20 protein-coding genes are annotated in these 24,939 nt (G+C 73.3%); 4 read left to right on the top strand and 16 right to left on the bottom strand.

Annotation, left to right across the window (positions count from 1 at the left end; all coding sequences use genetic code 11):
* Positions 1 to 48: 48 nt before the first annotated feature.
* Positions 49 to 1,464, bottom strand: a complete 1,416-nt coding sequence (locus tag ACIPM1_RS18535; protein WP_356192960.1) for an FAD-linked oxidase C-terminal domain-containing protein — start codon at positions 1,462 to 1,464, stop codon at positions 49 to 51.
* A 93-nt stretch (positions 1,465 to 1,557) separates the two neighbouring features.
* On the opposite strand from ACIPM1_RS18535, the gene ACIPM1_RS18530 reads away from it, so the two are divergent.
* Positions 1,558 to 3,099, top strand: coding sequence for a tetratricopeptide repeat protein (locus ACIPM1_RS18530; protein WP_402435673.1), 1,542 nt, complete (start codon positions 1,558 to 1,560; stop codon positions 3,097 to 3,099).
* 105 nt (positions 3,100 to 3,204) lie between these two features.
* Here the strand turns inward: ACIPM1_RS18530 and hppD are convergent, their stop codons facing one another.
* Positions 3,205 to 4,353: a 4-hydroxyphenylpyruvate dioxygenase gene (hppD, locus tag ACIPM1_RS18525; RefSeq protein ID WP_356192955.1), complete on the bottom strand. Its 1,149-nt coding sequence runs from the start codon at positions 4,351 to 4,353 to the stop codon at positions 3,205 to 3,207.
* Positions 4,354 to 4,476: 123 nt separating this feature from the next.
* Here hppD and ACIPM1_RS18520 point away from each other — a divergent pair, with 123 nt between their 5' ends.
* Entirely contained in the window at positions 4,477 to 4,968 is a 492-nt protein-coding gene (locus tag ACIPM1_RS18520) for an Lrp/AsnC family transcriptional regulator (RefSeq protein ID WP_402435670.1), read from the top strand.
* A gap of 139 nt (positions 4,969 to 5,107) precedes the next feature.
* On the opposite strand, the gene ACIPM1_RS18515 is transcribed toward ACIPM1_RS18520, so the two are convergent.
* From ACIPM1_RS18515 to ACIPM1_RS18500, 4 genes are all read right to left on the bottom strand, one after another.
* Positions 5,108 to 5,899, bottom strand: coding sequence for a S16 family serine protease (locus tag ACIPM1_RS18515; protein WP_402435667.1), 792 nt, complete (start codon positions 5,897 to 5,899; stop codon positions 5,108 to 5,110).
* Between the two features lie 180 nt (positions 5,900 to 6,079).
* Entirely contained in the window at positions 6,080 to 6,721 is a 642-nt protein-coding gene (locus tag ACIPM1_RS18510) for a helix-turn-helix domain-containing protein (RefSeq protein WP_356192948.1), read from the bottom strand.
* A gap of 346 nt (positions 6,722 to 7,067) precedes the next feature.
* Entirely contained in the window at positions 7,068 to 8,867 is a 1,800-nt protein-coding gene (locus ACIPM1_RS18505) for a DEAD/DEAH box helicase (protein WP_402435663.1), read from the bottom strand.
* 149 nt (positions 8,868 to 9,016) lie between these two features.
* A complete protein-coding gene (locus ACIPM1_RS18500) occupies positions 9,017 to 10,582 on the bottom strand; it encodes an MFS transporter (RefSeq protein WP_402435660.1) in 1,566 nt (521 codons plus the stop codon).
* Between the two features lie 318 nt (positions 10,583 to 10,900).
* Between ACIPM1_RS18500 and ACIPM1_RS18495 the strand changes: the two genes are divergently transcribed.
* Positions 10,901 to 11,086: a hypothetical protein gene (locus ACIPM1_RS18495; RefSeq protein WP_353602398.1), complete on the top strand. Its 186-nt coding sequence runs from the start codon at positions 10,901 to 10,903 to the stop codon at positions 11,084 to 11,086.
* 133 nt (positions 11,087 to 11,219) lie between these two features.
* On the opposite strand, the gene ACIPM1_RS18490 is transcribed toward ACIPM1_RS18495, so the two are convergent.
* The 8 genes from ACIPM1_RS18490 to ACIPM1_RS18455 all read right to left on the bottom strand — a co-directional run bounded on the left by ACIPM1_RS18490 (position 11,220) and on the right by ACIPM1_RS18455 (position 20,745).
* Positions 11,220 to 11,858: an SUKH-4 family immunity protein gene (locus ACIPM1_RS18490; RefSeq protein ID WP_402435656.1), complete on the bottom strand. Its 639-nt coding sequence runs from the start codon at positions 11,856 to 11,858 to the stop codon at positions 11,220 to 11,222.
* Between the two features lie 284 nt (positions 11,859 to 12,142).
* Positions 12,143 to 12,283, bottom strand: a complete 141-nt coding sequence (locus ACIPM1_RS18485; protein WP_356189723.1) for a hypothetical protein — start codon at positions 12,281 to 12,283, stop codon at positions 12,143 to 12,145.
* Positions 12,280 to 14,583 (bottom strand): xanthine dehydrogenase family protein molybdopterin-binding subunit, encoded by a 2,304-nt coding sequence (locus ACIPM1_RS18480; protein WP_402435653.1) that lies wholly within the window; start codon positions 14,581 to 14,583, stop codon positions 12,280 to 12,282. Before ACIPM1_RS18480 ends, ACIPM1_RS18485 begins: the two co-directional genes overlap by 4 nt.
* Positions 14,580 to 16,859: a 2Fe-2S iron-sulfur cluster-binding protein gene (locus ACIPM1_RS18475; RefSeq protein ID WP_402435650.1), complete on the bottom strand. Its 2,280-nt coding sequence runs from the start codon at positions 16,857 to 16,859 to the stop codon at positions 14,580 to 14,582. Before ACIPM1_RS18475 ends, ACIPM1_RS18480 begins: the two co-directional genes overlap by 4 nt.
* Positions 16,856 to 17,749, bottom strand: coding sequence for an FAD binding domain-containing protein (locus ACIPM1_RS18470; RefSeq protein ID WP_402435648.1), 894 nt, complete (start codon positions 17,747 to 17,749; stop codon positions 16,856 to 16,858). The genes ACIPM1_RS18475 and ACIPM1_RS18470 overlap by 4 nt, the downstream gene beginning before the upstream one ends.
* A 370-nt stretch (positions 17,750 to 18,119) precedes the next feature.
* A complete protein-coding gene (locus tag ACIPM1_RS18465) occupies positions 18,120 to 19,781 on the bottom strand; it encodes a beta-N-acetylhexosaminidase (RefSeq protein ID WP_402435645.1) in 1,662 nt (553 codons plus the stop codon).
* Between the two features lie 78 nt (positions 19,782 to 19,859).
* Positions 19,860 to 20,147 (bottom strand): DUF3039 domain-containing protein, encoded by a 288-nt coding sequence (locus tag ACIPM1_RS18460; RefSeq protein WP_402435642.1) that lies wholly within the window; start codon positions 20,145 to 20,147, stop codon positions 19,860 to 19,862.
* 28 nt (positions 20,148 to 20,175) lie between these two features.
* On the bottom strand, positions 20,176 to 20,745 hold the full coding sequence (locus ACIPM1_RS18455; RefSeq protein WP_402435639.1) for a YqgE/AlgH family protein: 570 nt from the start codon (positions 20,743 to 20,745) through the stop codon (positions 20,176 to 20,178).
* A 275-nt stretch (positions 20,746 to 21,020) separates the two neighbouring features.
* Here ACIPM1_RS18455 and murA point away from each other — a divergent pair, with 275 nt between their 5' ends.
* Complete coding sequence (gene murA, locus ACIPM1_RS18450) at positions 21,021 to 22,361, top strand: UDP-N-acetylglucosamine 1-carboxyvinyltransferase (RefSeq protein ID WP_356189709.1); 1,341 nt, start codon at positions 21,021 to 21,023, stop codon at positions 22,359 to 22,361.
* A gap of 198 nt (positions 22,362 to 22,559) precedes the next feature.
* Here the strand turns inward: murA and ACIPM1_RS18445 are convergent, their stop codons facing one another.
* Both ACIPM1_RS18445 and ACIPM1_RS18440 read right to left on the bottom strand, forming a co-directional pair.
* A complete protein-coding gene (locus tag ACIPM1_RS18445) occupies positions 22,560 to 22,841 on the bottom strand; it encodes an HU family DNA-binding protein (RefSeq protein WP_112468873.1) in 282 nt (93 codons plus the stop codon).
* Positions 22,842 to 23,188: 347 nt separating this feature from the next.
* Entirely contained in the window at positions 23,189 to 24,613 is a 1,425-nt protein-coding gene (locus tag ACIPM1_RS18440; RefSeq protein WP_402435635.1) for an NAD-dependent malic enzyme, read from the bottom strand.
* Positions 24,614 to 24,939: the final 326 nt, after the last annotated feature.

The following is a 24,939-nucleotide window of genomic DNA, read 5'->3' as shown; positions in this document are numbered from 1 at the left end:
GGCCTGCGGACAGGCGGAGTTCAGTCGCAGGGAAGTTCGCGCCGGTGATCAGAACAGCTTGCCCGGGTTCAGGAGCCCCAGCGGGTCGAAGGCGTGCTTGACGGCCCGCTGCATCTCCACGCCCACCGGGCCGATCTCGCGCGCCAGCCACTCCTTCTTCAGGACCCCCACGCCGTGCTCGCCGGTGATCGTGCCGCCGAGTTCGAGGCCGAGACCCATGATCTCGTCGAAGGACTCGCGGGCACGCCGTGACTCGTCGGGGTCCTGCGCGTCGAAGCAGACGGTCGGGTGGGTGTTGCCGTCCCCGGCGTGCGCGCAGACCCCGATGGTGAGCTGGTACTTCTCGGCGATCCGCTCGATTCCGTCGAGCATCGCGCCGAGCTTGGAGCGGGGCACGCACACGTCGTCGATCATCGTGGTGCCCTTGACCGCCTCCAGCGCGGTGAGCGACAGCCGCCGGGCCTGCAGGAGCATCTCGGACTCGGCCGCGTCGTCGGCCGGGACGACCTGGGTGGCCCCGGCCGCCTCGCACAGCGCCCCGACGGCGGCCAGGTCGGCGGCCGGGTCCGGGGTGTCGAAGGCGGCGAGCAGCAGCGCCTCGGTGGTCTCCGGCAGGCCCATGTGCGCGAGGTCGTTGACGGCCTTCACGGTCGTACGGTCCATCAGCTCCAGCAGCGACGGCACATGGCCGCCCTCCATGATCCGGCACACGGCGTCGCAGGCGGCGGTCGCGGAGGCGAACTCGGCGGCGAGCACGAGCTGTTGCGGCGGCTGCGGCTTGAGCGCCAGCACGGCCCGCACGACGATGCCGAGGGAGCCCTCGGATCCGACGAACAGCCGGGTGAGGTCGTAACCGGCGACGCCCTTGGCGGTGCGGCGGCCGGTGGACATCAGGCGGCCGTCGGCGAGGACGACGTCGAGGCCGAGCACGTACTCGGCGGTGACCCCGTACTTCACGCAGCACAGGCCGCCGGAGGCGGTGCCGATGTTGCCGCCGATGGTGCACATCTCCCAGCTGGAGGGGTCCGGCGGGTAGTACAGGCCGTGCTCGTTGACCGCGCGGGACAGCTGGGCATTGACGACGCCGGGCTCGACGACGGCGATGCGGTCGACCGGGTTGATCTCCAGGATGCGGTTCATCCTGGTCAGGGAGAGCACGATGCAGCCGTCGGAGGCGTTGGCGGCGCCGGACAGGCCGGTGCGGGCGCCCTGCGGGACCACCGGCACGCGCAGCTCGGTCGCGGTGCGCATGACGTGCTGGACCTCTTCGACCGTGCGCGGCAGGACGACGACGGCCGGGGCGCCGGACGGGCAGAAGCTCGCCATGTCGTTGGCGTAGGAGGCGGTGACGTCGGGATCGGTGAGGACCGCCTCGGCCGGCAGGCCCGCGAGGAGCCGGTCGGTGAGGTTGCCCCGGGCTTCGGTGCCTCCATCGGGCACGGCTTGAATACGGCTCATGATCACAGCGTCGCACTCGGGGCCATCGGTGTGAACCCCGCGGACGGCACCCCTCCGCCTACCGGGTGGCGCTCATCGTATTGACGCACAGTGTGCGGCATGGAGAGACGCACTCTGCGAGGTAGGGAGATCCGACCGGAGACCGACCCGGAGACCGACCCGGAGTCGGCGCGGCGGCAGCGGGCCCGCACGGTGCGCCGGACGCTCGCCGCACTGGTCGCGTGCGGTGCCGTGGCGGGCGGGGGCTGGACGCTGCTGGCGTCGCAGCGGCAGCCGGAGCGCCCTCCGCCGGCGGCGCCCGCGGCGGGGGCCCTGGCGGCAGGGGCCCTGGCAGCGGTGGCGGCGGGCGCTCCGGCCTCGCTGTCCGGCCTGACGGCGCTGATCGACGACCGGGAACGGCTGGTGCGGGACCGTCCGCGGGACGCGGGGGCGTGGGCGGTGCTCGGGGTCGCCTACGTGGAGCGGGGGCGGCGGACGGCGGACGCCCGGAACTATCCGAAGGCCGAGCGGGCCCTGCGGACCTCGCTGCGGCTGCGCGCGGCGGGCAACGGCGCGGCGCTGGACGGCCTGACGGCGCTGGCGGTCGAACGCCGGGACTTCCGGGCGGCGCGGGCGTGGGGCGAGGAGGCGCTGAAGCGGGAGCCGGGACGGTGGACGGCGTATCCGCCGCTGATCGACGCCTACACCGGGCTCGGCGACCACAAGGCCGCGGAGCGCACCCTGGACAGGCTGCTGAAGCTGCACCAGGGGCCCGCCGTGAAGGCGCGGGCCGCGGGCGTGTACTGGGACCGGGGCCGGCGCGAGGACGCGGCGGCCCAGCTGTCGGACGCGGCGGCGGCCGCGACCGCGCCGGCGGAGCGGGCGGAGTATCTGGAGCAGGCCGGGCGGATCGCGTGGGAGCGGGGTGACCGCGAGGACGCGCTGCGGCACTTCGATGCGGCGGTGCGGCTCGATCCCGACCAGTGGGCCGCGCGGGCCGGCCAGGGGCGGGCGCTGGCCGCGCTGGGCCGCGACGTGGACGCGGTGAAGGCGTACCGGAGGGCGCTCGCCCATCGTCCCTGCCCCGAGTACGCCCTGGAGCTGGGCGAGTTGTACCAGGCGCTGGGGCTGGGCCCGCAGGCCAGGACGCAGTACGACCTGCTGCGCACGCGGGTGGGGCAGGACGCGGCGGAGGGCGTCGACGACGAGCTGGTGCTGGGGCGGTTCGAGGCGGACCACGGCGACGCGCGGTCGGCGGTGCTACGGCTGCGGGGCGAGTGGCAGCGGCAGCCGGGGACAGCGGTGGCCGACGCGCTCGGCTGGGCGCTGCACCGGGCCGGGCAGGACGAGGAGGCGCTGAAGTTCGCCGCGGCGGCGACGGACGCGGCGCAGGGCGGCGGGGTGCGCAACGCCCTGTACGCCTACCACCGGGGGATGATCGAACGGGCGCTGGACCTGTCCGGGCCGGCCCGGCGGCATCTGGAACTGGCGCTGCGGACCAATCCCTACTTCTCGCCGCTGTGGGTGCCCTCGGCCCGGACGGCGCTGGCGGACCTGGGCGAGCCGCCGGCCGAGGAGCCCCCGTCCCCGTCGGCCGAGGAGCCCGCGCCGCCGCCCACCGGGGCACCCGCGCCGGGCGTCGCCCCGGGGCCGTCCCGCTGAGCGCGTCACACGACGACGGCGCCGCCGGCCGCCCCTTTCCCGGGGTGGCCGGCGGCGACGGAGCGGGGCCGGACCGGGGCCGGACCCCCGGTGCCGGACCGCGGGTCACAGGTTGCCGCGGCGCTCCTGCTCCCGCTCGATCGCCTCGAACAGGGCCTTGAAGTTGCCCTTGCCGAAGCCCATCGAGCCGTGCCGCTCGATGATCTCGAAGAAGACGGTCGGGCGGTCCTGGACCGGCTTGGTGAAGATCTGCAGCAGGTAGCCGTCCTCGTCGCGGTCGGCGAGGATCTTCAGCTCGCGCAGGGTCTCGACCGGGACGCGGGTGTCGCCGACCCACTCGCCGAGGGTGTCGTAGTACGTGTCGGGCGTGTCCAGGAACTCGACGCCGGCGGCGCGCATCGTGCGGACCGTCTGCACGATGTCGTTGGTGTTGAGCGCGATGTGCTGGACGCCGGCGCCGCCGTAGAACTCCAGGTACTCGTCGATCTGCGACTTCTTCTTGGCGATGGCGGGCTCGTTGATCGGGAACTTGACCTTGAGCGTGCCGTCGGCCACGACCTTCGACATCAGCGCGCTGTACTCGGTCGCGATGTCGTCGCCCACGAACTCCTTCATGTTCGTGAAGCCCATGACCTTGTTGTAGAACTCCACCCACTCGTTCATCCGGCCGAGTTCCACGTTGCCGACGCAGTGGTCGACGGCCTGGAAGGTGCGCTGGGCCGGGGGCTCGACGATCGGCCGCGCGGCGGCGTAGCCGGGCAGGTAGGGGCCGTCGTAGCCGGAGCGGTCGACGAGGGTGTGGCGGGTCCTGCCGTAGGTGGCGATCGCGGCGAGGACGACCGTGCCGTGCTCGTCCTTCAGCTCGTACGGCTCGGCCACCGAGCGGGCGCCGTGCTCGAGGGCGTACGCGTACGCGGCGCGCGCGTCGGGCACCTCGATGGCGAGGTCGACGACGCCGTCGCCGTGCTCGGCCACGTGCTCGGCGAGGAAGCGGCCCCAGTCGGTGGATGCCTTGATCACGGAGGTGAACACGAAGCGCGCGGAGCCGTTCTCCAGCACGTAGCTCGCGGTCTCCCGGCTGCCGTTCTCCGGTCCGGAGTACGCCACCAGCTTCATGCCGAAGGCCGTGGAGTAGTAGTGCGCCGCCTGCTTGGCGTTGCCCACGGCGAAGACGACCGCGTCCATTCCCTTGACCGGGAAGGGGTCGGCCTGCCGGGCGGTCGCTTCGGGAGTGTCGTGTGTGGTCTGCGTCATGGGCGAAGCCTCACCCGGCCTTGCAAGGTGCGCAATAGTTTGCGTATTCACTGGGCAATACGACCAGTGAACGACGCGTATCGACGGACTTTCTGTACAGGATGACCACTCCGGGAGGCTGCCATGGCGATCGATCATCTGGACGGCCGCATCATCGTGCTGCTGGCGCGCGAGCCGCGCATCGGTGTCCTGGAGATGTCGCGGCGGCTGGGGGTCGCCCGGGGGACCGTGCAGGCGCGGATGGACCGGCTTCAGTCGAACGGCGTCATCCGCGGATTCGGTCCGCAGGTCGATCCGGCGGCGCTCGGCTACCCGGTCACCGCGTTCGCCACGCTGCAGATCCGGCAGGGGCAAGGGGCCGACGTACGGGCGCACTTGGCGACCGTGCCGGAGGTGCTGGAGCTGCACACGACCACGGGCACCGGCGACATGCTGTGCCGTCTGGTGGCCCGCTCGAACACCGACCTCCAGCGGGTGATCGACCGGGTTGTCGGATTTGATGGCATCGTCCGGGCCTCCACGGCGATCGTCATGGAGAATGCCGTTCCGCTGCGGATCATCCCGCTGGTGGAGCAGGCCGCGGAGGACCGGGAGAGGAGTTGGCCGACGGCCTGACGCCGGTGGTGGCTGGGGGTGCGCGGTCATCCTCACGCTGGCCCTGCTGGCCGACTGGGCCACCACGCTGCTGCCCGACCTGTGGCGGCCGGGACGCGGGGCGGGCGGGGAGCGGCCGGACGGGGCCTAGTGGACGGCGCTAGCAGCTCGGGACCGGGCCCTTGCCCTTCTCCAGGGAGACCAGGGCGTCGACCGCGCCCTTGAGCGTGGTCACCGGGATCAGCCGCAGGCCCTTGGGGAGTTCGGCCTTCGCGTCGGTGCACTCGGCCTTCGGCACCAGGAAGACGGTGGCGCCGTCGCGCCGGGCGGCCCGCGTCTTCAGGGAGACGCCGCCCACCGCCCCGACCGTGCCGTCGGCGCCGATCGTCCCCGTACCGGCGACCGTACGGCCGCCCGTCAGGTCGCCGCCGCTGCCGTCGCCGTCGAGCTTGTCGACGACGCCCAGGGAGAACAGCAGTCCCGCACTGGGACCGCCGACGTCGGCCAGCTTCAGGCTCACCCTGATGTTCCTGTCGCCGAGGTGGAGGTAGTTCAGCGCGGCCCGGGTCGCCTCGTCCTGGGACTGCCGCATCTGCTGCGCGTTGTGCCGCTCGATCTCCTTGACGCTGTCACCGCTCGGATAGACCGCGTCGCGCGGCATGACCGCCTGGTCGGTGGCGAACCAGCCCGCGAGCACGTCGCCGAGCGAGACGTGCGCGTCCGGGCCGGTCGCCTCGATCGTCGTCATCCGGAGCTGTCCCTCGGTGGCCCGGGTGGGCGCGCCGGAGACGGTGATCACCTGGGTGCCCTTGTTCTTCCCGAGCACGTCCGCCGTCATCCCCGGCCGCGCCACCGAGAACGGCAGCGGCGCGAGGACCGCCGCGGCGAGCAGCGCCACGACGGGCAGAGCGCAGACGGCGACGGCCTGGGGGCGTGTGAGACGAGAGAGCACGCCATCAATCTACGCGACCACGACTTCAGGCCACCCGCCGGTCACGTCCCGTCCGCGGCCCGCCGCGAGTCCCTCCGCGCCGGTCGCGGGAAGTCCGTCCGCGCGGGTCACGGGAAGTCCGTCCACGGCCCGCCGCGAGTCCGTCCGCGGCGGTCGTGGCGAGACCGGTCACGCGTTCCGTCAGCGCAGCGCCTCCGCCACCTCGCGTGCCGCGTCCACGACCCTCGGGCCGACCCGCTCCGGCACGGAGTCCGCCAGCATCACCACGCCGACGCTGCCCTCCACCCCCGTCACGCCGAGCAGCGGTGCCGCCGCGCCGCTGGCCCCCGCCTCCAGCTCGCCGTGGGTCAGGGTGTAGCCGGGCTCCTCGGGCGGCCGGCGGCGGGCCGCGAGTATCGCCTTGCCCGCGGCACCACGGTCCAGGGGGTGGCGGAACCCGGCCCGGTAGGCCACGTGGTAGTCCGTCCACGTCGGCTCGACCACGGCGACCGCCAGCGCCTCCGCCCCGTCCACCAGCGTCAGATGGGCCGTCGCCCCTATGTCCTCGGCCAGCGACCGCAGCGCGGGGAGCGCCGCCTCGCGTACCAGCGGGTGCACCTGGCGGCCCAGCCGCAGCACCCCCAGACCCACCCGGGCCCGCCCGCCGAGGTCGCGGCGTACCAGCGAGTGCTGTTCCAGCGTGGCGAGCAGCCGGTACACGACGGTCCTGTTGACGCCCAGTTTCTGGGAGAGTTCGGTGACGGTCAGACCGTGGTCGGTGTCGGCCAGCAGTTTGAGGACCCTGAGTCCCCGGTCGAGCGTCTGGGAGGTCTCCGCGGTCACGACGCCCACTCCTTCAGTGGTGAGGTCGGCGGACCTCGTCGCGGCGGGTGCGTCACCGAGTCCCGTCAGTGACGCGCGTCAGAGGCCGCCGATCGGCCGGCGGTCCGGATCGGTCGTCCCGGACTCAGTCGCTTCACGGCTGCGCTCCGCGGCGGCGCTGCCACGGGGCGTGTGCGTAGCGGGACAGTAGCGAAGCCGGTTCGCTCAGCGGAAGACTTCGTCCAGAATCCGGGCAGCGACCGGTACGGAGTAAGTTCGTTCGTCCCGATACGTACGCTCACCTGCGGCGTCGGGTCGCTCCGCACTCCCCCGCCCACCGGGCCCCGGCTCGGGGGCCGGGCCCGCGTCACCGCATCCGGGTCGCCCACTCCTGCACCTTGGCGATGCGCTGACGCAACTGCCCGGCGGTCGCCTCGGCGCTCGGCGGGCCGCCGCACACCCGCCGCAGCTCGGTGTGGATCACTCCGTGCGGCTTGCCGCTCTGGTGGACGTAGGCGCTCACCATCGTGTTGAGCTGCTTGCGCAGCTCCATCATCTCCTTGTGACTGACCACCGGCCGCCGCTCGGCGGGCAGTTCGAGCAGGTCGGCCTCGGTGTCCGGCTTCTTGCGGCTGTGCGCTATCTGCCGGGCCTGCCGCTTCTGGAGCAGCAGTTGCACCTGGTCGGGTTCGAGGAGCCCCGGGATGCCGAGATAGTCCTGCTCCTCCTCGCTCCCCGGGTGGGCCTGCATACCGAACTCGGCGCCGTCGTAGAGCACCCGGTCGAAGACGGCGTCGGACTCCAGCGCCTCGAAGGGGAGCATGTCCTGCTCGCCGGTGTCCTCGTCCTGCTCCTTGTTCGCCTCCTCCATCTCCTTCTCGGACTCGGCGTACGGGTCCTCCTCGCCCTCCTTCTTCGGCTTGTCGAGGGCGTGGTCGCGCTCGACCTCCATCTCGTTGGCGAAGGTGAGGAGGTCGGGGACGGTCGGCAGGAAGACGGAGGCGGTCTCGCCGCGCCGCCGGGACCGCACGAAGCGGCCGACGGCCTGCGCGAAGAACAGCGGGGTGGAGATGGTGGTGGCGTAGACGCCGACCGCGAGCCGGGGCACGTCGACGCCCTCGGACACCATCCGGACGGCGACCATCCAGCGGTCGTTGCTCCCGCTGAAGTCGTCGATCCTCTTCGAGGCGCCGGCGTCGTCGGAGAGGACGAGGGTGGCCTTCGTCCCCGTGATCTCGCGGATGAGCTTGGCGTAGGCGCGGGCCGAGTCCTGGTCGGAGGCGATGACGAGGGCGCCTGCGTCCGGGATGCCCTTCCTGACCTCGGTCAGCCGCTGGTCGGCGGCGCGCAGCACGCTGGGCATCCACTCGCCGCGCGGGTCGAGGGCGGTGCGCCAGGCCTGGCTGACGGCGTCCTTGGTCATGGGCTCGCCGAGCCGGGCGGCGATCTCGTCACCGGCCTTGGTCCGCCAGCGCATGTTGCCGCTGTAGGAGAGGAAGATCACCGGCCGGACGACATGGTCGGCGAGCGCGTTGCCGTACCCGTAGGTGTAGTCGGCGGCGGACCGCCGGATTCCGTCCTGGCCCTCCTCGTATGTGACGAAGGGGATCGGGTTGGTGTCCGACCGGAACGGGGTGCCGGTGAGCGCGAGGCGGCGGGTGGCCGGCTCGAACGCCTCCAGGCAGGCCTCGCCCCAGGACTTGCTGTCGCCGGCGTGGTGGATCTCGTCGAGGATGACGAGGGTCTTGCGCTGCTCGACGCGGTTGCGGTGCAGCATGGGGCGCACGCCGACACCGGCGTAGGTGACGGCGACCCCGTCGTACTCCTTGCCGAGCGGGCCGGCGCTGTACTCGGGGTCGAGCTTGATCCCTATCCGCGCGGCCGCCTCGGCCCACTGCTTCTTCAGGTGCTCGGTCGGCGCGACCACGGTCACCTGCTGCACGACGTGGTGGTGCAGCAGCCAGGAGGCCAGCGTCAGGGCGAAGGTCGTCTTGCCGGCGCCGGGCGTGGCGACCGCGAGGAAGTCACGCGGCTGCTCCTGTACGTACTTGTCCATCGCGCCCTGCTGCCAGGCGCGCAGCTTGCTGGCGGTGCCCCAGGGGGCGCGGCCCGGGAAGGCGGGCGAGAGGTGGTGCGAGTGGGACGAGCTGGCGGCTGTAGTAGTCACGGTCTCCGGTTCGGGGGGGTCGAGCGGCTCGGCTACGTATGACAACCGGGCCACCCTACCGGTGTGCTCACCCGTCACTCGGCCACGCGTGGCCGCACCGGCCCCGGGTGCGACACGCGTCACAGATCACCGGTGGCGGCGCGGGCCCCTCACCGCTCCCGCACCCGGGTGGTGACCCAGGCTCCGGCCAGCGCCACGGCCGCCATCGGCAGGAACACCGCGGCGAACGCGGCCGGATGGGAGCCCGCCTGCCCGCCCGCCGCGGCCGTCGCGGCGGTGGTGGCGGTCGTGGCCGTGTGGGCCACCGCGCCGCCGCCGAGTGAGGCGAAGGCGGCGCCGCCCGCGGCGAGCAGGAGCACGTTGGACAGGGCGTCGGAGATCTGCAGGGCCGCCGAGTTGGCGCCCGCCTCCCGGGGGGCGGACAGGCGCAGCAGGAGCACGCTGGTGGAGGCGATGACCAGGCCCATGCCGAAGCAGCCGAAGCCCCAGGCGACGGCGACCGTCCAGACGGGGACGGCGGGGATCAGCACGCTGGGCGCGGTGGCGACGGCCGCGGCCACCAGCACCATTCCGAGCGTCATCAGCCGTTCCCGGTACGGCGCCAGGCGGGCCCGGGACTGGACCCACGACCCCAGCGCCCAGGTGACCCCGCCCGCGGCGAGCGAGAACCCGGCCAGGGTCGGGGAGAGCCCCCGCTGGGTGACGAGCATCAGCGGCACGAAGGACTCGGCGGCGACGAAGGAGCCCGCGGCGACCCCGCGCAGCAGCACGACCGACGGCAGTCCGCGGGCGGCCCGCCAGGTGCCGTGCGGCAGCAGCCCGCGCACCGCGGGCACCAGCAGCGCGGCCCCCGCCGCGCCGGGCAGCAGCGAGAGCCAGCGCAGGTCCTGGGCCGCGTACTGGAGCAGCCCGGCGCCGCAGGAGATGCCGAGGGCGAGGCGGATGCGGCGCAGGTCGAAGGAGGTCCGCTCCGGCGGCGCGCCCTCCTCGCCCACCGGCCCGGCGGCCCGCCGTCTGATCTGCGGCAGGGCGATGGCGAGCGGGAACACCACCAGCGCCGGGATGCCGACGAACACCCAGCGCCAGCCGAGGTGCTCGGTCACCGCGCCCGCGGCGAGCGGGCCGACGATCGACGGGACCACCCAGCCCGCCGCGAACGCCGCCATGATCGAGGGGCGCAGCCGCTCCGGGTAGGCGCGGCCCACGACGACGTACAGGGCGACGATCACCAGGCCGCCGCCGAGTCCCTGGACGGCCCGCCCGGCGATGAAGACCCACATGGTGCCCGCCGTCCCGGACAGCAGCAGCCCGGCCGCGAAGGCGCCGATGCCCGTGGTCAGCGCTCCCAGCGGGCCCCGCCGGTCCGACCACTGCCCGGCGAGCACCATCCCGAACAGGCTGGTCGTGAAGTACCCCGAGAACGCGAACGCGTACAGCGACACCCCGTCCAGTTCCCGCGCCGCGACCGGCATCGCGGTCCCGACGGCGGTCGCCTCGAAGGCGATCAGGAGGACGACGGTGACGATGCCGATGCTGAGCGCCCGGTAGGCCCGGCTCAGCACGGTGTCGCCCCCCGCCTCGCCGGGGTCGGGCCGCCCGGAGGCGTCGGGGAGGCCGGCGGCGAGGGGAGCGAGGGAGACTTCCGAGGCGACAGAGGCCTCCGGGGCGAGGGGGACGTCGGCGACGCCGGTGTCGCGCGGTTCCGGGGTGGTCATGGTCGCCAGGGTAAGGTCCACGACCGAGTTTGACCCCTGTCGAAAGAAGGTCCCGCACCGAGACCTTGGTCGTACGACCGGCCGCCTCCCCCTTCGGAACTGGGGTGTCGCCCCTTGTTCGCCCGTCCCAGTTTCCGTCTCGGAATCAAGGGCCCGCTTTAGGCGGAAAACGTCCTCGAACAACAGTGCAGTGATCGGATGGTGTCGCTCCCGATCGGCCGACGTCGCGCCTGACCAGCGCTGGATGACAGGCGGCCGGACTACGGAGGGGAAAACAACTTGAAGAGGGCAGGCGCACTCTGATGAATGGGGAAACGGGTGCAGAACGAGCAACGCCGCCCTGATTCGGCGGATCTCGTCGTGGCAGGATGCGGATGGCTGCTCATCGTGGCCGTGATTTCTCTACCCGGCCTCCTGTTGAAAGACGGACCGCTGACCGCATACATGGCCACTGTCGGCGGGCTGATCGGCTTCCTCTGGGCGCGCAAGAGGCTGCACCGCTGACAGACCTTGTTCTCTGACCGGAATCACCCTGGGCAAGCCGGAATTTCCGGCTTGCCCAGACCTCAGTAGTTACTTGCTCGCCAGCGTGCAAGCCAGGACTCCGAGTCCTTTTCGGCCTCCGGGGACGCCCCCGTCACATCCCCCGGTGCAGCAGGCACAGGGTGAGGGTCAGAGTGGAGACGTCCGTGGTCAGCGGGCGGGGGCTTCGGCCGGGGTGGGCGGGGCCCGGCCAGTTCAGGATCGCGCCCGTCGTGCCGTCCAGGAGGACGGTGGTGCCGTCGAGCAGGTGGCCGAGGTGGATCAAGCGGTCTGCGTCGGCGGCGAGTTCGGCCGGGAGGGTCAGGCCGGGGTCCTCGTCCGCGCAGTACTCGGCGAGCGTCGGCAGGGGGATGTCGGAGTCCGTGCACAGCAGGCGTCCGTCGTCGGGCAGGCCCGTCTCGCGCAGGAAGCGGCGGGTCGGCTCGTGGGTCAGGGCCGCGGGGAAGTCGACGTCCTCGAAGCGGGCGACGCGGCCGGGGCCGAACTCGCGGGCTGGCAGACGCGCGGGCAGGTCCAGGGTCAGTCCGTGACGTCCCGGACGGAGCGCGAACCCGCCGTGCGAGCCCGCCAGTTCACGGGTCATCGCCACGAAGCGGACCAGGGTCTCCAGGCAGGGCGCCAGCGGGCGGGTGTCCATCAGGCCCGGCCCGATCGGCCGCCGCGCCGGAGCGCACGCGGCGCGGTGGCCCGGGTCGGCTCCGGTCGGGACGGTCGCCGCAGCGGTGCCGGTCATGCTCATCGCTCCCCCCGCGCATGAAGATCCACAGTGCTGGGCAGGGTACGGCCGGGCCCCCCGCATCTGCGCGGAGGCGACCCGCGGTCCCCACTGCCTCGAAGACTACGCCGGGGCACTGACAACGGCCCCGGAATATCCGTGGAGGAAGACGCCGGGCGGCCCGGTTCCGTTGCCCGTACCCCGGCACTCGCCGGCACGCCGCCCCGACCGGCAGCCGCCTCACGAGGCGGCGGGAGCGCGTGCCGTGGCCCGCGACCCCGGCGCGAACCGGAAGGGCGGTCCTAGGTGAGGTACACCCCGCCCAGCACCACCGCCAGTGCGGCCAGCGCGAAGACCAGGACCCAGACCAGCAGTTTGCCGACGCTGGGCGGGGGTTCGTAGCGCGGGCCCTCCGGGTCCGGGTCCGGCTGGCGGCCGCTCACGGTGTGGTCACCACCGCGGCCTGGGGGCGGATCGGAAGGCGGTTGACCGGGCGGCCGGTGGCGGCGCGCACGGCGGAGGCGATCGCCGCCGGGGAGGTCACCACGGGCACCGCGCTGACCGCCTTCGCGCCGAAGGGGGCGACCACGTCCCGCTCCTCGACGAGCTTGACGATCTGGATGTCGGGCGCGTCCAGGGCGGTGGGCAGCGCGTACCCGGTGAGGTCCGGGTGGCGAATCAGCCCGCGCGGGGTGCGCAGGTTCTCCGTGAGGGCGATGCCGACGCCCTGCGTGACGCCCGCCTCGATGCGGGCGGCCAGCTGCGCCGGGTTGAGCACCCGGCCGACGTCCTGGGCGAGGGCCAGCTCGACCACCCGGACGGAGCCGAGCTCGATGTCCACGTCGACCACCGCGCGGATCGCGCAGAACGCCAGACCCACGAAGGCGTCGCCCTGCCCGGACTCGTCGAGCGGTTCCGTGGGATGCGGGCGGCACTGGGCGGTGGCCCACAGCTCCTTGCCGTCCATCGCCTCCGTCACGGTGGTGGACAGCACCCCGTCGTACGACGTGATCTTGCCGTCGGTGATCTGGAGCAGCTCGGTGGACATGCCGAACTTGTGGGCGAGGGGCTGCAGGAGCTGCGTGCGGACCATCTTCGCCGCGCGCTCCACCGCGCCGCCCGAGACCCAGGTGTGCCGGCCGCGGCAGCCCGCGCCCGCCGGGGGCTGGTCGGTGTCGACCGGCGCCACGTGCACCTCGTCGATGCCGAGCGTCTCCTGCACGATCTGCCGGGCCAGCGTGGTGAAGCCCTGGCCGGTCTCCACGGCCGCGCAGAGCACGGTCGCCACGCCGCCCTGGACCTTCACGGTCGCCGTGGACACCTCGTCGGCGCCCTCCGCGCCGAGCATGTGCACCATGCCCAGGCCGTAGCCCACGCCCCGCCGTACGGCGCCGGGTTCGCCCGCGCCCTCGGGGCCGCCCGGCAGCAGCCACTCCTCCTCGGGGGAGTCCTTGGGCAGCGGCGGCAAGGGGTGGTCCCGTACCGCCTGGAGCAGTTCGGCGACCGGGGCCGGGCAGGTCACCGTCTGGCCCGTCGGCAGGACGTCGCCGGTGGCCAGGACGTTGCTCAGGCGGACCTCCGCCGGGTCCAGGCCGAGCTTCTTGGCCAGCTTGTCCATCTGCGCCTCGTAGGCGGCGCACACCTGCATCGCGCCCTCGCCGCGGACGTGGCCGGAGGGCGGGTTGTTGGTGCGCACGGCCCAGCCCTCGATGAAGGCGTTCGGGACGACGTACGGGCCGCACGCGAAGGCCACGGCCGCGGCCAGGGCGTCGGAGGAGGTGTCGGCGTAGGCGCCCGCGTCGAGCAGGATCTGCGCCTCGACCTTCACCAGCCTGCCCTCGGCGTCGGCGTGGTGGCGGTAGCGCAGCAGGGTCGGGTGGCGGTGCGCGTGGCCCAGGAAGGACTCCTCGCGGGTCGCCGTCAGCTTCACCGGGCAGCCTGTCTTCAGCGCCAGCAGGCCGAGCGGCAGCTGGAAGCCCTGGTCCTCGCGGTCGGCGGTGGCGCCGGGCACACCGGTGACGACGATCTTCACGCGCTCGGGGTCCAGCCCGCAGCAGGCGGCGAGCGTGTCGCGGTCGGTGTGCGGGTCCGTGGACGCCAGGTACAGCTCGACGCCTCCGTCCGGGCGGGGCACGGCGAGGCCGGCCTCGGCGCCGATCGGGGCCGGGTCCTGGCGGCCGATGCGGTACAGGCCCTCGACGACGACGTCGCCGGCCGCGTCCGGGTCGCCGTGCCGCAGCGGGATGTGGCGGATCAGGTTGCCGTCGGGGTGCAGCGGCTCGGCCTCGAAGGCCTGCTCGGGGTCGGTCACCGGGTCGAGCACCTCGTACTCGACGATGACGGCGGCCGCGGCCATCCGCGCGGTGTCCGGGTGGTCGGCGGCGACGGCGGCGATGGGCTCGCCGTGGTGGCGTACGACGTCGGAGGCGAACACCGGGCGGTCGGCCGTGCCGCGGCCGTACACCGGGGTGCCGGGCACGTCCTCGTGGGTGACGACCGCGCGCACGCCGGGCATCTCGCGCGCGTGGCTGGTGTCGATGGACAGCACGCGCGCGTGCGGGTGCGGTGAGCGCAGCACGGCCGCCCACAGCAGGCCCTCGGCCCACAGGTCGGCCGCGTACGGGAAGGTGCCCTCCGTCTTGGCCGGGGCGTCGGCGGCCGGCAGGGAGGAGCCGATGCCGTGCGGCAGCGGCTCGGGGACGGGGGCGGTCTCCGCGGGGGCGGTGGCGGCCTCGTTGCTCATGCCTGGCCTCCGTCCTGGCCGTAGGGGTCGTGCGGTCCGGTCTCGGGGGACTCGAACGCGGAGGGGTGCACTCCCCCGGCGCCCGGGCCCGCCTGGTGCGGGATGCGCGGCTCGTCGGCGTCCGGTTCGGAGGCGTCGTCCCCCGTGTCCGCCTCGCGCTCGGCGACGACCTCCTGGACGGCCCGCAGGACGCCCCGGTAGCCCGAGCAGCGGCACAGGTTGCCGCACAGGGCCTGGCGGGTCTCCAGTTCGGTCGGCGCCGGGTTGCCCTCCAGCAGGTCGTGCACGGTCATCGCCATGCCGGGCACGCAGAAGCCGCACTGCACCGCGCCGCACCGGGCCAGTGCCCGCTGCACGTCCGAGGGCCGCCCGTCGGCGGCCAGGCCCTCGACGGTGCGCACCTCGCTGCCGGCCGCGGTGACCGCGGGCACCAGGCAGGAGGCGACGAGCCGTCCGTCCACCTGCACGTTGCAGGCGCCGCACTCGCCCTGCGAGCAGCCGTCCTTGGCGCCGGCGAGACCGAGCCGCTCGCGCAGCACGTACAGCAGCGACTCGCCGATCCAGGCGTCGGTGACGGGCCGTTCGGTGCCGTTGACGCGCAGCACGTACGAGGCGAGCGGGTGCTCGTCGTGCGGGGAGGCGGCGAGCGTGTCGTCGTCCGCGGGCGCCGGGTCCCGCGCCTCGCCCTCGGAACGGTCCTCCGGGGCAAGGGAGTTCGGGTCCGGGTCCGCGAAGTCCGGGTCCCCGTCGCCGGAGTCCGCGGACGCCCCGTCCGGAGCCGGGGAGCCGGAGGCCGTGGCGGGCTCCCGGGCGGCCCGGGGGCCGGGCGCGGTGCCCTCGGCCGGGGCGGGACCCGCGGGCGGCTCAGCGGGGCCGCCGGGGGCCTCCGCGGCCCCTTCGGCCTCCTCGGGGGCGGCGGTGGTCGAGTGGGCGGGGCGTGCGGCCTCGTCGGCGCCACCGGGCGACGGCTCGGCACCGTCCGCGCCGCGCGCGCCGTCCGCTTCGGGAGCGCCGTCCGCTTCGTGAGCGTCGTACGCATCGGGAGCGCCGTCCGCGCCGGCCACGGCGTCCTCGGCCGGCACCGCCCCGGTGCCCTCTCGGTACGGCGCGGGCTGCGGACCGTGCCGCTCGGGGGCGTGCGGGACGGACCGTGCGGGGGTGTGCGCCGGGGAGTGGTCGCCCGGGTGCGCTCCGGAACCGCCGTGCGCGTGGCCCGGGTCCGGATCGGCGCCCGCGGGCTCGTCGGCGCCGTGCGACGCCTGCTCGTCGGCATACCCGGGCGGCTCGGCGTACCCGCGCTCGTCGGCGTACGACCGGCCCTCGCCGTACGACTGGCCCTCGCCGTACGACTGGCCCTCGCCGTACGGCTGGTCTTCGCCGTACGACTGGTCTTCGCCGTACGGCTGTTCGCCGGCGTACGGCTGTTCGTCGGCGTACCGCTGCCCGTCGTCCGCGTACGAACGCTCATCCGCGTACGGCTGCTCGTCGGAGTAGGGAGCGCCCGGCGGCCGCTCCTCCGTGTACGGGGCACCCGCCCCAGGGGCGTCGGCGTACGCTCCGCCGGGCCGGTGCTCGCCGTCCGGCGCGGGCTGCTGTCCCCACGGCGCGCCCGCACCCTCCGTCGCCCAGGGCGCGGGCGCGCCGCCGGGGAGCGTGGCGGGGGGCGTGCCGCCCCACTGCTGCATCAGGGACGACGTGGTGAACTCGCCCGATTCGTCCGGAAGGTCACCTCCGGCGACCGGGATCGACCACTGCCCGGTGACGTCGTGTCCGGACTCGCCCTGGGCCTGGCCCTCATGAGCTCCCTGGCCCCCATGAGTTCCCTGACCACCATGGGGCACCTGGCCGCCGTAGGTTTCCTGGTCTCCGTGGGCGGCCGCGCCCCCCGGGAGCCCCTGGCCCCCGTGGGTCCCGTGCTGCTCCGTGAAGTGCCACTGCTGGGTGGCGCCCGGCTGGTACGTGAACCGGTCGTCCGCGCCCGGCTCCTGGGGCACCGCGTTCGGGTCGGGCCACTGGGCGCCCTCGGCGGGCACGGCCCAGTGGCCGGTGGCCGACGGGTCGGCCGCCCCGGCCTGGGCCGACGTCGCCGTTATCTGCGGCGGCACATAGCCGTGACCGGGCGCGGCGAGCGGGCTGTGGGCGGCCAGGAGGGCGTCGATGCCGCCCTCGGGGAGCTTCACGAAGGCGGTGGCGCCGTCGTCGTAGTCGCCCTGCGGCAGCGGGTCCCAGCGGCCGCCGCTCGCGGGCGTCCCCTCGGCGTGCTGGTCGTCGGTCACGACAACGCCCTCCCCAGTGCTCGTCGGGCCAGCGCGGCGACGGTGCGCCGCAGGTGCAGTACGGCGGGCGGAAGCTGCGGTACGGACCCGTCCTCGGCCGGGGCCGGGTCGGGGATGCAGGCCGCGGCCACGTACTCGCCGAAGGCGTTGAGCGCCTCGGGGACGATCGCGCGGCTGTTGTCCCAGTCGATGAGCTGGGCCACCCACTGCTCGGCCTCCAGCGGCCTGAGCGGCATCGGCGCTATGGCGCCGACCGCGCACCGCACTCCGCGCCGCGCCGGGTCGAGGACCAGGGCCACGGACGCGACGGCGCGGCCCGGCCCGGTCCGGCCGGTCGCCTTCAGGAAGACCTGCGGCGCGTGCAGCAGCGGCACGCGCACGTAGCCGACGAGTTCGCCGCCGCGGAGCATCTCCACCCCGGCCAGCAGATGCGACACCGGGACCTCCCGGCGCGCCCCGCCCGGGCCCGCGACGATCAGCGTCGCCTCCAGGGCGGCCAGCACGGGCAGCGCGTCCCCGGTGGGCGCCGCCGAGGCGATGTTGCCGCCCAGGGTGCCCGCGTTGCGGATGTGCGGGGGGCCCGCGGCGCGCGCGGCGGCGGCGAGCGCGGGGATCAGGGCGGCGAAGTCGGGGCGGCCCATACGGGCGTGGGTGAGGCCCGCGCCGAGCAGCGCGTGGCCGTCCTGGTACTGCCAGCCGCGGATCTCGCTGATGCGGTTGAGGCCGACCAGCGCGGCGGGCCTGAGCTGCCCGGAGTTGACGGCGGCCATGAGGTCGGTGCCGCCCGCCACGGGCACGGCGGCCGGCGTGTCGGTGAGCGCCGCCACGGCCTCGTCCAGCGTCGTGGGCAGCGTGACGGCCTGCGCCGCCTGCGGTGCGTGCGTGGTCAAACCGGCTGCCCCTTCCCGCTGCCCCCACTGGTCCCACCTGTGTGCCGTACGGTACGTGCTGACAGGCCGGACGTGGCAACTCTGGCACATCTTCGCAGGGCTCGAACGCGGGGGTCCGCCAGGAGCCTTTCACCCGCCCCACCGGGGACCTCGCCCGTTTTGGCACCACATCACCGGTGCGGGCGAATTCCCCCTCTTCGCTGACTCCTGCGGTCTTTTTCCACCGTCTGTTCGATACGACGGCCCGCGGGGCGGCGCCGGCGATGTCCGGAACCGGCTCCTCACGGTGACCGGAACCGGCGCCCGGCGGCGGCCGGGACCGAACCCTCGCGGTGACCGGAACCGGCGCCCCGCGCCGGCCGGGACCCCGCTAACCCGGGGGCGGCGGACCCTCGGCGGGGCGGCCGGGGACGCCGGGCCGGCGCTGCCACGGCCGCGGCCCGTCGGGCGGGCGGTAGGCGACGCCCAGGGCGTCGAGGCGCCGGTAGTGGGCGGCCATCCGCCGCTCGAAGCCGGCGAAGTCCCGTTCCCCGGAGGCGGGCAGGGCGCTCCAGGCGACCTCGGCGAACGCGGCCAGCCGGGGAAAGACCTGGTAGTCCACGCGCCCGGCGTCCTCCATCACCTCGGTCCACACATTGGCCTGGGTGCCCAGCACCCGGCGGGCCTGGGCCCGGTCGAGCTCCGGCGGAACCGGCTCGAAGCGGTAGACGTCCTCCAGGGTGCGCACACGACCGATCGGCACGGGCTCGTCCGGGCCGGGCGCCTGGCGGTGGTCCAAGTACACGTGCTGGTGGGGGCACATGACGACGTCGTGGCCAGCCCGCGCGGCCGCGATCCCGCCCGCGTAACCGCGCCAGGAGGACACGGCCGCGCCCGCGGCCAGGCCGCCCTCCAGGATCTCGTCCCAGCCGATGAGCCGGCGCCCGCGCGCCGCCAGCCAGCGGTCGAAATGACCGATGAACCACGCCTGGAGCGCGTCCTCGTCCGCGAGCCCGAGTTCGGCCTTGCGCGCCTGCGCGGTGGGCGACCGCCGCCACTGCTCCTTGGGGCACTCGTCGCCCCCGACGTGCACGAACTCCGAGAACTCGGCGGCGTCCGCCGGGAACAGGCCGAGCACCTCCTCGAAGACGCCCTCGTAGAAGCGCAGCGTGCGGTCCGTGGGGGCGAGCACGTGCGGGGAGATCCCCCAGTCGTCCCAGACGGTCAGGGCGCCGGTGTCGACGACGTCGGTGTTGCCGAGTTCCGGGTACGCGGCGATCGCGGCCTGCGAGTGGCCGGGTACGTCGATCTCGGGGACGACGGCGATGTGCCGTTCGGCGGCGTAGGCGACGATCTCCCTGATGTCGTCCTGGGTGTAGTGGCCGCCGTGCGGTTTCTCCTCCCACAGCGGCGAAGCCCGGTGGCCGAATCTGGTGCGCGCCCGCCAGGAGCCGACCTCCGTCAGCCGCGGATACCGCTTGATCTCCAGGCGCCAGCCCTGGTCGTCCGTCAGGTGGAGGTGGAGGACGTTGAGTTTGTGCGCGGCCATCAGGTCGAGGTGGCGCAGGACGCCGTCCTTGGGGGTGAAGTGCCGCGCCACGTCCAGCAGGAGACCGCGCCAGCGGAAGCGCGGGGCGTCCTCGACGCACTGGGCCGGGACGGAAAGAGTGGCCCCGGGCCGTACGGGGGCGCGCCGGAAGGCGTCCGGACCGAGCAGCTGGCGCAGGGTCTGGGCGCCCCGGAAGACACCGGCCGCGTCCCCGCCGCGGATCTCGATCCCGCGACCGGCGGCGACGGTGAGCCGGTAGGCCTCGGACCCGAGCGAGCCGTCCAGCAGCAGCCGTACGGAGCCGGGGGCGTCCCGCGCGGCGGCGGGCGGGAAGTACAGGCCCAGGGCCGCGCCGAGCGTGGCGCGGATCCAGCGTGCGGAGGTGCCCGTGCCGGGGGCGGCCCACAGGGCGGTGTCCGCGTCCAGCACGACGGCGCCGCGCTCGCCGTGCTCGACGGCGCGCGGCGCCGGGATCAGGTCATGAGCGAGGTCGTCCCGCGGCACGCACGGAGCCTAGGGACCGCCGGAGACGCCCACAAGTGGGCCGCGCCCCAGAGGTCTGAACCACTCTCGGCCGGCCGGCTACTTGTCGCCGCCCTTGCCGCCCTTGTCGTCGCCGCCGCTGCTCATGGACTCGTAGATCTCCTTGCACAGCGGGCACACGGGGTACTTCTTCGGGTCGCGGCCCGGCACCCAGACCTTGCCGCACAGCGCCACGACGGGCGTGCCGTCGAGGGCGCTCGCCATGATCTTGTCCTTCTGGACGTAGTGGGCGAAGCGCTCGTGGTCGCCGTCACCGTGGGACACCTGCGGCGTCGGCTCTACGAGGGTCCCCGTACCAGTCCCGCGCTCGGGCTCGAGAGTGCTCATACGGCAAGGGTACTGAAGCTCACAGCCATCAGTTGAGCGAAGGGTCGTCCGGATACGTGGCGACCATGGCCAGCTCGTTGCGCTGGCGGCGCAGCACCTCGCGCCAGAGTCTCTCCGGGGCCGGTGAGGAGACGTCCCCGGGCTCGGACTCCACCACGTACCAGGCGCCCTCCACCAACTCGTCCTCCAGCTGGCCGGGGCCCCAGCCGGCGTATCCGGCGAAGATCCGCAGGGAGCCCAGGGCCGAGGCCAGCAGCTCCGGCGGGGCCTCCAGGTCGACGAGACCGATCGCGCCGTGCACCCGGCGCCAGCCCATCGGGCCGCCCTCGCCGGAGCCGCCGGGGATGACGGCGACGCCCAGCGCGGAGTCCAGCGACACCGGGCCGCCCTGGAAGACCACCCCGGGCTCTCCGGCGAGGTCCGCCCAGCCCTCCAGGATGTCGCCCACGTCCACCGGCGTCGGACGGTTGAGGACGACACCCAGGGAGCCCTCCTCGTCGTGGTCGAGAAGGAGCACCACCGCACGGTCGAAGTTCGGGTCCGCCAGGGCGGGGGTGGCCACGAGCAGCCGCCCTGTGAGCGAGGACACCTCGGTCATGCCAGACATGATCCCGCATCTCGCCTCGGCATGGGGAGGCAATCGGGTCATGGGGGTGAAGGCAGCTCAGGGCGCACCGGTGCGGTCCGGGCGCACGGACGGCCCGGTGACCCCATGTGCCCGCCGGGGGACGGTTCGTGTTGTGACACAGCCATGACGTGGCTGGGTCACGCCTGGGCTTACGGAAGGGGGGCACACGGCGATTACTCTGTCTCTCCGGCCCCTCCCCAAAAAGATCGGCCGGCCCCTGCCCGACTCATCGGAACGCGAGATTCATGACCGTCAACGACGATGTCCTGCTTGTCCACGGCGGAACCCCGCTGGAGGGTGAGATCCGTGTCCGCGGTGCGAAGAACCTCGTGCCGAAGGCCATGGTCGCCGCTCTGCTGGGCAGTGAGCCAAGCCGACTGCGCAACGTTCCGGACATCCGTGACGTGCGGGTCGTGCGCGGTCTGCTGCAACTGCACGGGGTGACGGTCCGTCCGGGTGACGAGCCGGGCGAGCTGGTCCTCGATCCGACGCACGTGGAGAGCGCGAACGTCGCCGACATCGATGCCCACGCGGGCTCGTCGCGCATCCCGATCCTGTTCTGCGGCCCGCTGCTGCACCGCCTCGGGCACGCGTTCATCCCGGGCCTCGGCGGCTGCGACATCGGTGGCCGGCCCATCGACTTCCACTTCGACGTGCTGCGGCAGTTCGGCGCGACCATCGAGAAGCGGGCGGACGGCCAGTACCTGGAGGCTCCGCAGCGGCTGCGCGGCACGAAGATCCGGCTGCCGTACCCGTCGGTCGGCGCCACCGAGCAGGTCCTGCTGACGGCCGTGCTGGCCGAGGGCGTGACCGAGCTGTCCAACGCGGCCGTCGAGCCGGAGATCGAGGACCTGATCTGCGTCCTGCAGAAAATGGGCGCGATCATCGCCATGGACACCGACCGCACCATCCGCATCACCGGTGTGGACAAGCTCGGCGGCTACACCCACCGCGCCCTCGCGGACCGGCTGGAGGCCGCGTCCTGGGCCTCCGCGGCGCTCGCCACCGAGGGCGACATCTACGTCCACGGCGCCCAGCAGCGCTCGATGATGACGTTCCTCAACACGTACCGGAAGGTGGGCGGCGCCTTCGAGATCGACGACGAGGGCATCCGCTTCTGGCACCCCGGGGGCCAGCTGAAGTCGATCGCGCTGGAGACGGACGTCCACCCCGGCTTCCAGACGGACTGGCAGCAGCCGCTGGTGGTGGCGCTCACCCAGGCCACGGGCCTGTCGATCATCCACGAGACGGTCTACGAGTCCCGGCTGGGCTTCACCTCCGCGCTGAACCAGATGGGCGCCCACATCCAGCTCTACCGGGAGTGCCTCGGCGGTTCCGACTGCCGCTTCGGCCAGCGCAACTTCCTGCACTCCGCGGTCGTGTCCGGCCCCACCAAGCTCCAGGGCGCCGACCTGGTCATCCCGGACCTGCGCGGCGGCTTCTCCTACCTCATCGCCGCCCTGGCGGCCCAGGGCACGTCCCGGGTCCACGGCATCGAGCTCATCAACCGGGGCTACGAGAACTTCATGGAGAAGCTCGTCGAGCTCGGCGCGAAGGTCGAGCTGCCGGGCAAGGCGCTCGGCTGACGCCCACCCCTCCACTCCGGCCGGGTACAGCACCGCTCCGGCCGGGGGTCCGGGGGGCGCTCGGCTGACGCCGACCACGCCGCTCCGGCCCCGTGTACGCCGATGGGGCGGCCCCCCTTCACCGGGGGGCCGCCCCATGGGCGTTTTCGTGCTTCACAGGGCCCCGTGGGCCGTCGCGTGGCGCACGAGCGGCGGGGCTTACTTGCCCTTGGCCGATTCCTTGAGCTTGCTGCCCGCGGAGACCTTCACGCTGTAGCCGGCCGGGATCTGGATCGGCTCGCCGGTCTGCGGGTTGCGGGCGGTGCGAGCGGCACGGTGGGTGCGCTCGAAGGTGAGGAAGCCAGGGATGGTGACCTTCTCGTCCCCCTTGGAGACGATGTCGCCGACGACGTCGGCGAACGCGGCCAGCACGGCGTCGGCGTCCTTGCGGGTCACCTCGGCGCGGTCGGCCAGCGCGGCCACCAGCTCACTGCGGTTCATGTTCTTACTCCCGTGTTCTTCTTGCCGTTGAGGCGTGCCACGCGGCGAAGGCCGCATGTCGGGCACCAGCGAAGCCGATGCTGCCAGGTCCTCGGTGAGTCCCCGGACCCGGGTCCGTCCCTCTGACCCTCGCGCCCCTGGAGGTGTCCCCGGGGACGCGGTCCTGAGGGAGCATCCTGCCCCTACCTGCGGCGGGAAAGCCAATCCGGCACCCGGTGGAGTCGTGAGAACACCCGTGGGAGTCACACGAAGGGAGGGCCTGATCCTGGCCGACACCATAGAGGGCGACACAAGGACCCGGGTTCCGCGACGCGCCGGGCGTCAATCGTGGCAATCCTCACAGTCCCCTACGAGACGGACGGCGCCGCTCCGGCGGCCCTGGCCGCCTCCCGCACCGCGCCGGCCACCGCGCCCGCGACCTTGTCGTTGAAGACGCTCGGGACGATGTAGTTCGGGTTCAGCTCGTCCTCGGTCACCACGTCGGCCAGGGCCTGCGCCGCGGCCAGCATCATCTCGGTGTTGACGGTGCGGGACTGCGCGTCCAGCAGGCCGCGGAAGACACCCGGGAAGACCAGCACATTGTTGATCTGGTTGGGGAAGTCCGAGCGGCCGGTGGCCACAACTGCCGCCGTCTGGCGGGCGATTGCCGGGTCCACCTCGGGGTCGGGGTTCGCGAGCGCGAAGACGACGGCGCCGTCGGCCATGGCGGCCACGTCGTCGCCGTCGAGGACGTTGGGCGCCGACACGCCGATGAAGACGTCCGCGCCGCGCACGGCCTCCTTCAGCGTGCCGGTGAGGTTCTCGGGGTTGGTGTTCTCGGCGATCCAGCGCAGCGCCGAGTCCGGGGCGGCGTCGACCAGGTCCTCGCGGCCCGCGTGCACGACGCCGTTGATGTCGGCGACGACGGCGTTCTTCACGCCGGCCGCGATCAGCAGTTTGAGGATGGCCGTGCCGGCCGCGCCGGCGCCGGACATGACGACGCGGATGTTCTCGATCGCCTTCCCGGTGCAGCGCAGCGCGTTGGTCAGGGCGGCGAGCACGACGATCGCGGTGCCGTGCTGGTCGTCGTGGAAGACCGGGATGTCCAGCGCCTCGCGCAGCCGCGCCTCGATCTCGAAGCAGCGGGGGGCGGAGATGTCCTCCAGGTTGATGCCGGCGAACCCGGGGGCGATCGCCTTGACGATCTCGACGATGGCGTCGGTGTCCTGGGTGTCGAGGCAGATCGGCCAGGCGTCGATGCCGGCGAAGCGCTTGAAGAGGGCCGCCTTGCCCTCCATGACCGGCAGCGCGGCTTTGGGGCCGATGTTGCCGAGGCCCAGCACGGCCGAGCCGTCCGTCACGACCGCAACGGAGTTGCGCTTGATGGTCAGGCGGCGGGCGTCCTCGGGGTTCTCGGCGATCGCCATGCAGACGCGGGCCACACCCGGCGTGTAGACCATGGACAGGTCGTCACGGTTGCGGATGGGGTGCTTCGACGCCATCTCGATCTTGCCGCCGAGGTGCATGAGGAACGTACGGTCGGAGACCTTGCCGAGCGTGACGCCCTCGATGCCGCGCAGCTGCTCGACGATCTCCTCGGCGTGCGCCGTGGAGGTGGCTGCGATGGTGACGTCGATACGGAGCTTCTCGTGGCCGGACGCGGTGACGTCGAGGCCGGTCACCGAGCCTCCGTGGGACTCGACGGCCGTGGTGAGCTGCGAGACCGCGGTTCCGCTCGCGGGCACCTCCAGCCGGACCGTCATCGAGTAGGAGACGCTGGGCGCCGTTGCCATGGCCGACTTCCTCTGCTTTCACCGTGTCGCGGGTTGTGCCGTCCGATCGTCGCACCTACCCCTGAGTACGTGGTAGCCGCACTGGATTGCGGACGTTTTGTTCACGAGGAGCGGCCAGTATCGGAAAATCATTTCCACCATACGAGAGTAGGTCAGCCCTCGTCAGGCGTCCGGGCAGCGAAAGAGGCCCACGTCACAGTGCGACGTGGGCCTCTCTCACGTTCAGTGACACCGACCCGCCATGCTCGCCTCGCGGCAAGTGGTCGCTCGTAGCGACGAAGGTTGGGCCCGGGGGCTTGGATCGGGCCGGTGTCACGTCAAGGCTA

Source organism: Streptomyces sp. NPDC086766 (genome assembly GCF_044746005.1).
Classification (GTDB): Bacteria; Actinomycetota; Actinomycetes; order Streptomycetales; family Streptomycetaceae; genus Streptomyces.
Note: the sequence above shows the minus strand (reverse complement) of the source record. Positions and strands in the feature narration are given on the sequence as shown.